This is a genomic window from Sphingobium lactosutens DS20 (genome assembly GCF_000445105.1).
GTDB classification, from domain to species: Bacteria; Pseudomonadota; Alphaproteobacteria; order Sphingomonadales; family Sphingomonadaceae; genus Sphingobium; species Sphingobium lactosutens.
Map to the genome: position 1 here is coordinate 273,496 of NZ_ATDP01000106.1, position 7,385 is coordinate 280,880.

At 58.0% G+C, this 7,385-nt stretch carries 8 protein-coding genes and 2 tRNA genes; 5 read left to right on the top strand and 5 right to left on the bottom strand.

Going from position 1 to position 7,385, the window contains the following annotated elements:
* Positions 1-150 precede the first annotated feature (150 nt).
* Both RLDS_RS50165 and RLDS_RS50170 read right to left on the bottom strand, forming a co-directional pair.
* Entirely contained in the window at positions 151-894 is a 744-nt protein-coding gene (locus RLDS_RS50165; RefSeq protein ID WP_021228002.1) for a hypothetical protein, read from the bottom strand.
* Between the two features lies 1 nt (position 895).
* Entirely contained in the window at positions 896-2,452 is a 1,557-nt protein-coding gene (locus tag RLDS_RS50170) for a hypothetical protein (RefSeq protein ID WP_021228003.1), read from the bottom strand.
* Positions 2,453-2,578: 126 nt separating this feature from the next.
* Here RLDS_RS50170 and RLDS_RS50175 point away from each other — a divergent pair, with 126 nt between their 5' ends.
* Together RLDS_RS50175 and RLDS_RS56115 are read left to right on the top strand one after the other, a co-directional pair.
* Complete coding sequence (locus RLDS_RS50175) at positions 2,579-4,030, top strand: hypothetical protein (protein ID WP_021228004.1); 1,452 nt, start codon at positions 2,579-2,581, stop codon at positions 4,028-4,030.
* A gap of 57 nt (positions 4,031-4,087) precedes the next feature.
* Entirely contained in the window at positions 4,088-4,426 is a 339-nt protein-coding gene (locus RLDS_RS56115) for a hypothetical protein (protein WP_152528123.1), read from the top strand.
* A gap of 106 nt (positions 4,427-4,532) precedes the next feature.
* On the opposite strand, the gene RLDS_RS50180 is transcribed toward RLDS_RS56115, so the two are convergent.
* Positions 4,533-5,162 (bottom strand): DNA-3-methyladenine glycosylase family protein, encoded by a 630-nt coding sequence (locus RLDS_RS50180; protein ID WP_031298926.1) that lies wholly within the window; start codon positions 5,160-5,162, stop codon positions 4,533-4,535.
* A 77-nt stretch (positions 5,163-5,239) separates the two neighbouring features.
* On the opposite strand from RLDS_RS50180, the gene RLDS_RS50185 reads away from it, so the two are divergent.
* The gene (locus tag RLDS_RS50185) at positions 5,240-5,557 is read left to right on the top strand and encodes a 2Fe-2S iron-sulfur cluster-binding protein (protein WP_021228007.1); all 318 of its coding nucleotides are present in this window, start codon (positions 5,240-5,242) and stop codon (positions 5,555-5,557) included.
* A gap of 7 nt (positions 5,558-5,564) precedes the next feature.
* On the opposite strand, the gene RLDS_RS50190 is transcribed toward RLDS_RS50185, so the two are convergent.
* Positions 5,565-6,296, bottom strand: a complete 732-nt coding sequence (locus RLDS_RS50190; RefSeq protein ID WP_021228008.1) for a hypothetical protein — start codon at positions 6,294-6,296, stop codon at positions 5,565-5,567.
* An 11-nt stretch (positions 6,297-6,307) separates the two neighbouring features.
* Complete coding sequence (gene rlmB / locus RLDS_RS50195) at positions 6,308-7,057, bottom strand: 23S rRNA (guanosine(2251)-2'-O)-methyltransferase RlmB (RefSeq protein ID WP_021228009.1); 750 nt, start codon at positions 7,055-7,057, stop codon at positions 6,308-6,310.
* A gap of 103 nt (positions 7,058-7,160) precedes the next feature.
* On the opposite strand from rlmB, the gene RLDS_RS50200 reads away from it, so the two are divergent.
* Together RLDS_RS50200 and RLDS_RS50205 are read left to right on the top strand one after the other, a co-directional pair.
* Positions 7,161-7,247, top strand: a tRNA-Tyr gene (locus RLDS_RS50200).
* 62 nt (positions 7,248-7,309) lie between these two features.
* Positions 7,310-7,385 (top strand) — tRNA-Lys (locus RLDS_RS50205).

Genomic DNA, 7,385 nt, shown 5'->3' on the forward strand with positions numbered 1-7,385 from the left:
TCAGGAAAACAGGAACGATGGATCGACGCTCGAACAGCGAATGCACCCACCGTTCAGATTATTTAGCGCGGGGATTTATCCCCCCGCCTCACCTCATGATATTTAATGTGGCCGCGCCGCGTCATTATTCATCTCAGGAAAATTTAGCCGCTAAACTTTTAAGGTCTGCCGAAGTGTGGGCAGGAGGGCTTGCAACGTTGCGCTGTTGAATGAGGCGGTTGGTATTGCGGCCAGCAAATCAACGAGAGTTGGCGATGCTGCAAATAGCAACATTTCTGTCCGCTGACGGCGATTGCTCAGCCCCATTTGATTGAGATACGCCAAATATGCCTTATATGCGTCCTTGCGCGGGATGCTGGACGCGCCGATGCAGAGGTTCTGTAGCCGCGCAGCTTCAACCGGAATCGTTTTGATTTGGGTCGACGGGATGCGGAACCAAACCCGTATTTCTCCAAGTATCACAGCCTGAATGGCATTGAGCGACAGCGCTACCCGCGCGTCGTAAATCGGATACGTACGGGGACTGTGGATGGATATGATCTTAGACCACGAAGAAACGCCCTGCATGCCAAGACCGATGAGATCGCGAGAGCGCATGCCAGAATATCGTTCGAGGGTTTCAGGGTTATTTGATTTTACGCCACCCCAATCGCTAACATAATGTTTCGCAAGCGCAATTCGTTCAGCCATATCACGTTTAGCCGAAGCGTTGCGCCATTTTTCATGCATTTCCTTGCGAAAGGCGATGTTCTTTTCAGGCGCAGTTCCAGGAAATTTAGCGCTGAGCTTATGGTTTGCGGTGTATATGTGCCTGAGCTTTGGAAGCCAGCGTGCCAGTTCCTTGCCTACGAGTTCCGCGCCCTGCCTGTGCAGCAAACCGTTCATCTGCTGCATGTCATATTTCCTTGCATACTTGCGCATAATGCATGCCGTTGCTGATGACCATGGGCAGGAGTGTCATCAGCATGTCATGCTTGTCGCCATCTGCCGGGAAAGCGACATTGAACTGAATGGTTGCATCCGCGACATCGCTGTTCAGAAACCAGCCCGTGGCATCGCACTCGCAGCTGCTGAGCGTTCGACAAATGCGCTCGACATCGGTGATGGCAAGCCAACGAGGTTCGACAAATTCGGTCTTTCGCGTAGTGCTCAGGAAATCGGCTGCAATGTTAGGGGCATCTTCCCTAACGATTTGCAGCGCCTTTCCATTCAGATTCATCGCCAATCGGCGGGGCGGATTCCGCAGCACTTTGCGCTGCGCGTTTAGCCGTTTCGTGTCAGCTCGCCATAAATCGATAAAGGCCAGAATATTGGGGAGAACGGCATGGTTGAGAGAAACGCCATGCTGGCCCTTCATGATCGGCGCGCCCATGCGGAACGTCTTGTCCGCTGAAAGCGGAGCAAGGGAAATGACCTTATGCGTGGGCGTCGTTGCAGTCAGGGTGTAAGCTTCTGTGTCGCCGCTGTTCTTGGCAATACTCCAGCCATCAAATCGGCCGAAGTTAGCCTGCAAATCCTGTGCTTCGACGAGGCCAAGCGCAACCGCATGATCGATGGGAAGGGTTGGAAGATGCCCTTCCAGCACCATCCCCGCCCACATAAAGCTATAGGCTGTGGAAACCGCATCGACATGGCAGGTTGCTTTTCCACGCTCCATGCGATTGACAATCCGCAAATAGTAGTCGCTGAGGCCTTGAGCATCGGTTAGCCCCAAGATGAGGTCGATGGCGCGATGCAGGCGGCCCAGCGGTCGCTCTGCCGATTTCTCCTGCTGGGTGGCTTGCGTCGGCACCAGTTTCAACAACAGCGGATCAATCTTGCTGCTGTCCGTGTCGAGCAGCCGCAGGATCGACGCATTATTGCTGCCGTCAATTTCCACCAGCACAGTGGCAAAGCCTTTATGCTGCGTCGCCTCGGGCATGGCGACAGATGGGGAGCGCGGCCCGCTCGTCAGCACTGATCCAGCTCGCTCCAGCCGCGATTGCTTGGCGCTGGCGTTGATCTGTCGGGCCGTGCTGTTGGCGAATTCCGCCGCTTCTTCCAGCCGCGCTTTTATGCCTTTGTCCATCAGCCACTGCCGAAAATCTTCCACGGACACCTTCATCTGGTGCGCGTGGTGTAATACTTGGGCATATTGGGATTTGAGCGAGGCGGACAGGTCCGTGAACGTATAGGGTAACAAGGCGATATAGGGATTGCCCTGTGCGGGTTTATTCCATTTGCCGTTGCGATGCTCGATAAACTGTTGCGTTAACGGCCGATCTTTCCCGTCGAATATGGCGCGCGCCATCTCCCCGAAATCATAAAGATCGGCCAACGTGGCATACAGTTTGGCAACCGTGCCTTTCTCATGCTGCTCATAGTCCTGCGCCTTTTGCCGGATTGCAGCGAAGGCGTCTTGCAGTTCGTCAAACTGCGCGTCGGGTGAGTTGCTTTTCAATACAAGCGGCATGTGGTCCTCGGATGATGTCCTCAGAATCTCTACCGGCTAAAATCTTTTCAAAGGGTTGCAGTCGTTACGCTTACGATTTTTAAATCTGCGCACGGGCATGGCAGGCCATCGAAGGAGACGTCACCCATGCTGACCAAAGCTGACCTGTTGGCCCAGAACCGCGCAATCTATCTACCCGCGATCAGTGCCAACTATGCTAATTTCGCGAGGAACGGGGCCTTCAAGCGCAAGGTTGGTGGCCTGATCCCTGCCGATCTTGATTTCCTCGATCCATCGAATCGCTATTTTGCCTACCCTTTCGCACTCTACAGCGCGGGGCAGGTAATCCGCACGCCCAATAAGCTGCCCAAGGCCTGTATGGTGGCTCAGCGAGATCGCAATGAAACTATCGTCCTGGGTGACAGCGGCGGCTTTCAGGTGTCTCGTGGCACCATTGAATTCGAGAAGGACACAACGGCACGCCGGATGCTGAAATGGATGGAGGGCGTGGCCGACTGGTCCATGGTTATGGACTTTCCAACCGGCGGCATCGGTCCCGGTTTCATGAAGCCCCATGTCGAACGTCTGATTGCGGAGGGGCATGATCTCTCAGCGATGTGCAAGGCCAATGGCCAGTCCCTCGATTTCAATGCCTGTCTGCTCCAGACCCAAATCAACAACGACCAGTTTGTGGCTGAGCGCACGGCAGGGGCTACCGGCCTGCTCAACGTGCTACAAGGACGAAACGAAGCCGAGAGCAAGGCGTGGTATGAGGCAGTCAAACATTATCCGTTTGAAGGCATCGCGTTTGCGGGTGCACACCAGAATCATTTCAGCTTATTGCTGCGCCGTCTCTATGATCTTCACATCGACGGCCAACTGCAAAAATGTGCGTGGGTCCACGTTCTGGGCGTCTCGACCCTCGACATCGGTTGCCTGCTGACCAAGGTGCAGCGGTGCGTCCGGGAACACTGGGGCTATCCCGATTTCCAGATCAGCTTCGACAGCGCCAGCCCGTTCATCAACGCCGCCAATAATGGAATGATTATTGGGCAGACGCTGGACGCTTACGGCTGGACGATCCGCACTGCTGGCATTGCCACAGTCGGGAGCAATGACTTGCCGTTATCGGTCAGCGATTTCTGTACTTCCAAGCTTCACAGGAAAACTGATCGCCTCGGGCGTGAGATGATCGCAGCCCGCACCGCTACCGGAAACAGGATCGGCATGGCTGATTTGTGTGTCGGTAAAGCCAAGATTGCGGGGCAGCGTGACCGATCTGGCCTTGATGTCGATGGCAGCTATCTCCTGATGTACCATAATGTGCAGGCTTTCGTCACAGCACATGCAAAGGCGCATGAGGTGTTCTTCGGGCCGGAGCAATGGCGGATACCGCTCGACACATTAAGCATCGCGGGCGCCATTGATGTGATGTTTAGAGGGGAGCCGATTACGAGCGCCATGGGCGGCGTCGTTTACGCGCCAGTTCGCGATCCAATTAGCCATATCAAGCGGTGCCAAATTTGGCTCGATAGGCTTGCGATTCAACGCACACGGCCAACATCACGGATAGGCTACAATATAGGGCAAGCGGCATAGTCAAATAAAATTTCGATCGCGTTATAATTCCTATCTGAGAGAAGGAAATTTTACAGAATGAATGACCATAATTTGGAAAAATTGCTTGCTGAATTTGTTGAGAAAATTAATCCTCTAATGCCGTTCATGGCAAATGAGCGAGGTATTATTCCAACCAATCTTAGAAATATCTCTCCTGACGAGTGGTTGGTAAATAAGGCCGCAATATGGAGGTTCGCAAAAGAGTGTGAGGGTATGGATCAATGGCCTGAAAATCGCCAGAGGAGCTACAGGTCTAACATGGCAATCTATCAGGATTCTTTAGATGCCGCCCATCGCTACATAGTTGCGCGTGATTTTAACGAATTTCGAGAGGACAAGTGGCGGGTTTTAGCAAAGGTTGCAATTCAGCCATAAATCACTTCGCTGGTCGGCGAGATGACAAAATTACTCAGCGGCGGAATATGCAGGCGCTCGAAGCGATGTGCTTGCTTATGCATAAGAAAATATAAATTAGCTCAATTCAACTGCTTAACATATCAATGCCGTTATTATAATGGTGCCAGGCCATGATGGCGGCCGCGCCGCGATGCGGGCGCCAGCCTTCAGCAACCTGTCGGGTCAACGCTTCGCTCGGCCGATCGGGCAGGCCCAGAATGCGCCCGATCTCGATCTGCACGGCCAGGTCGCCCGCCGGCCAGATGTCGGGGCGGCCTTCGGCGAACAGCAAATAGATTTCCGCCGACCAGCGGCCAATGCCCTTGATCTGAACCAGCTGCGCGATCGCCTCCTCATCATCGGCGGGCAGGGCATGCAGGTCAATGCCGCCCGACACCACCAATTCCGCCAGGCTGCGGGCATAGCCCTGTTTCTGCCGCGACAGGCCGCAAGCCCGCAGCGCGTCGAAGTCGCGCGCCAGCAGCGCTTGCGGCGCACAGCCTTCGCCCAGTTCCGCCTCCAGCTTGCGCCAGACGGCGGCCGCCGACGCCACGCTCACCTGCTGCCCCACGATCGTTCGCAGCAATGTCTCATAGCCCGGCGCCCGGACGCGGGGCGCAGGATAGCCCACCCGCGCGATCGCCGCTGCAAAGCCAGGCTCCACCGCCGCGATCGCGTCCAGGCTTTCGCGCATCTGTTCTGCCGTCGTCACCATCTCTGCGTCCAGCGAGCCCTTGATTTCGCGGCGTCCCTCCGCCACAGCGGCGAAGAAAATTCTAGGGGATTGGATAGATGCCGAAACTGATCGTGGTCAACCGTGCGGGTGAGGAACAGGCTGTCGATGGCGACAAGGGCCTGTCGGTGATGGAGGTCATCCGCGACAATGGCTTTGACGAATTGCTGGCGCTGTGCGGCGGTTGCTGTTCATGCGCGACCTGCCATGTCTATGTCGATCCCGCCTTTGCCGACGCGCTGCCGGCGATGAGCGAGGACGAAAATGATCTGCTCGACAGTTCCGACCATCGCACCGATGCCAGCCGCCTGTCCTGCCAGGTCGTATTGAGCGACGAACTGGACGGCCTGCGCGTCACCATCGCGCCGGAAGACTGATCAGATTTCAGGGGGCCAGGCGCAGCGTCGCCATCGGCGCGTCGCTGCTCAGCGGCGTAACCGTCCAGACGATGCGCTGGCCCCCTGGCGTGTCCTGCGCGCCCTCTTCCTGATTCTGGCTGATGATCTGCGCATCGGTTGTCAGGATGAAGCGTCCGTTCAGCGCCTTTGCCGCCTTGTCACCCGCGCCGCCCAGGCCGCCTGGCCCCTGGCTCTTGTCAAAGTCGGCGGCAAAGCCCGGCGCTTTCACCCGCACCTTGTCGTCACCGCGCAATTCCACCGCGACGAAGGGTAATATGATCTGCGCGTCGATGTTGAACGGGAAGAGGAAGGCATGGTCCAGCCGCCCGCTCGTCGCATAGTCGATCGCGAACGTGTGATCGCCCAGATAGCGGGCAGAGCGGAATCCCTTTTCGCGTGACAAGGCCGCGGCAATCGCCTGCATTTGCGCATCGTCATCGTCTGCGCCGTTCGCGCTGAAATCCTCTTCCGCCTGTGCCGCGACTGGCAAGAACGTGGGTTCGGCCGCCTCGCCGTCCTGCATATCCGCGTCCGGATCGACTCCGGTCCATCCCGCCGGGCTCGTGTCCGACGCCAATATCTCGCCCTTATAGGCAAAGGCGAAGCGGCGGTCGGCGCGGATGTCGAGGCTGGATTCAAATTGCCCCGGCGTCACCAGGCATGCCGACAGCGTCAGCAGTCCCGCCAACGCTCCGGCGATCCGCGCGAGCCCCCGCATCTCTTTCCCCTCTACCCGTCCTGACGATTGGTCGCCGCATAGAGCGCGATCGCCGCCGCATTGGATACGTTCAGGCTCTCCATGCGCGGGCTGATCGGCAGCTTGGCGATGATGTCGCAATGGGCGATGCTGTTGTGGCGCAGCCCTTCGCCCTCGGCTCCCAGTACCAGCGCCACGCGCGACTGGCCGATCGCCTCGCCGATCGTCGTGTCCGCTTCGCCGTCCAGGCCGATGCGCCAATAGCCCGCTTCGGCGATCTCATCCAGCGCGCGGGCCAGGTTCACTACCCGCACCCAGGGCACAATTTCCAGAGCGCCCGACGCCGCGCGCGCCAGCACGCCGGATTCGGGTGGCGCATGCCGGTCCTGCGTCACGATGCACAGCGCGTCGAACGCAGCCGCCGACCGCAGGATGGCGCCGACATTATGGGGGTCCGTCACCTGATCCAGTACCAAGATCGGCCTTTTGTCGTCCTGCCCCTGTTCCAGCACATCGCCCAGCCAGACATCGTCCAGCGGCTCGACCTCCGCCACGATCCCCTGATGCGGCGCGTCGGACGGCACCATCCGCCCCATGTCGGCGACGTCGGAATAGACGATGGGCAGCACCGGCGGCAGGTCGAGCGCGCCCAGCGCCTCGCGCGTGCCCCATATCTTGCGTACGGTGCGGTTGGGGTTGGCGAGCGCCGCCGTCACGGCGTGGCGGCCATAGAATCGAGGGAAGGCGCCCTTGGGCTTGGCGGAACGATGCGTCTTTTTCATGGCTCCGCTCTTTTCACATCAGGCCATTGACAGGCAAGCCTCCATTCGCCATTAGGCCGCCTCCAGCGCGGCGAGGAAGGCTTTCTTCGACGCGCAGGGCACTGGACAGGTGGCCGAGTGGTTAAAGGCAGCAGACTGTAAATCTGCCCGGGTTTCCCGTACGCTGGTTCGAATCCAGCCCTGTCCACCACTGCATCGGCCGGTGCAGCCATCCCTCCTCACGGCTGGGGCGGAAAACAGACAGGCCAGTGTGGACGCATAGCTCAGTTGGTAGAGCAGCTGACTCTTAATCAGCGGGTCCTAGGTTCGAGCCCTAGTGCGTCCACCA

What these genes read in the sequence shown, in the direction of transcription:
- RLDS_RS50165 (WP_021228002.1), bottom strand. Translation starts at nt 894, where the DNA reads ATGCAGCAGATGAACGGTTTGCTGCACAGGCAGGGCGCGGAACTCGTA.
- RLDS_RS50170 (WP_021228003.1), bottom strand. Translation starts at nt 2,452, where the DNA reads ATGCCGCTTGTATTGAAAAGCAACTCACCCGACGCGCAGTTTGACGAA.
- RLDS_RS50175 (WP_021228004.1), top strand. Translation starts at nt 2,579, where the DNA reads ATGCTGACCAAAGCTGACCTGTTGGCCCAGAACCGCGCAATCTATCTA.
- RLDS_RS56115 (WP_152528123.1), top strand. Translation starts at nt 4,088, where the DNA reads ATGAATGACCATAATTTGGAAAAATTGCTTGCTGAATTTGTTGAGAAA.
- RLDS_RS50180 (WP_031298926.1), bottom strand. Translation starts at nt 5,162, where the DNA reads ATGGTGACGACGGCAGAACAGATGCGCGAAAGCCTGGACGCGATCGCG.
- RLDS_RS50185 (WP_021228007.1), top strand. Translation starts at nt 5,240, where the DNA reads ATGCCGAAACTGATCGTGGTCAACCGTGCGGGTGAGGAACAGGCTGTC.
- RLDS_RS50190 (WP_021228008.1), bottom strand. Translation starts at nt 6,296, where the DNA reads ATGCGGGGGCTCGCGCGGATCGCCGGAGCGTTGGCGGGACTGCTGACG.
- rlmB (WP_021228009.1), bottom strand. Translation starts at nt 7,057, where the DNA reads ATGAAAAAGACGCATCGTTCCGCCAAGCCCAAGGGCGCCTTCCCTCGA.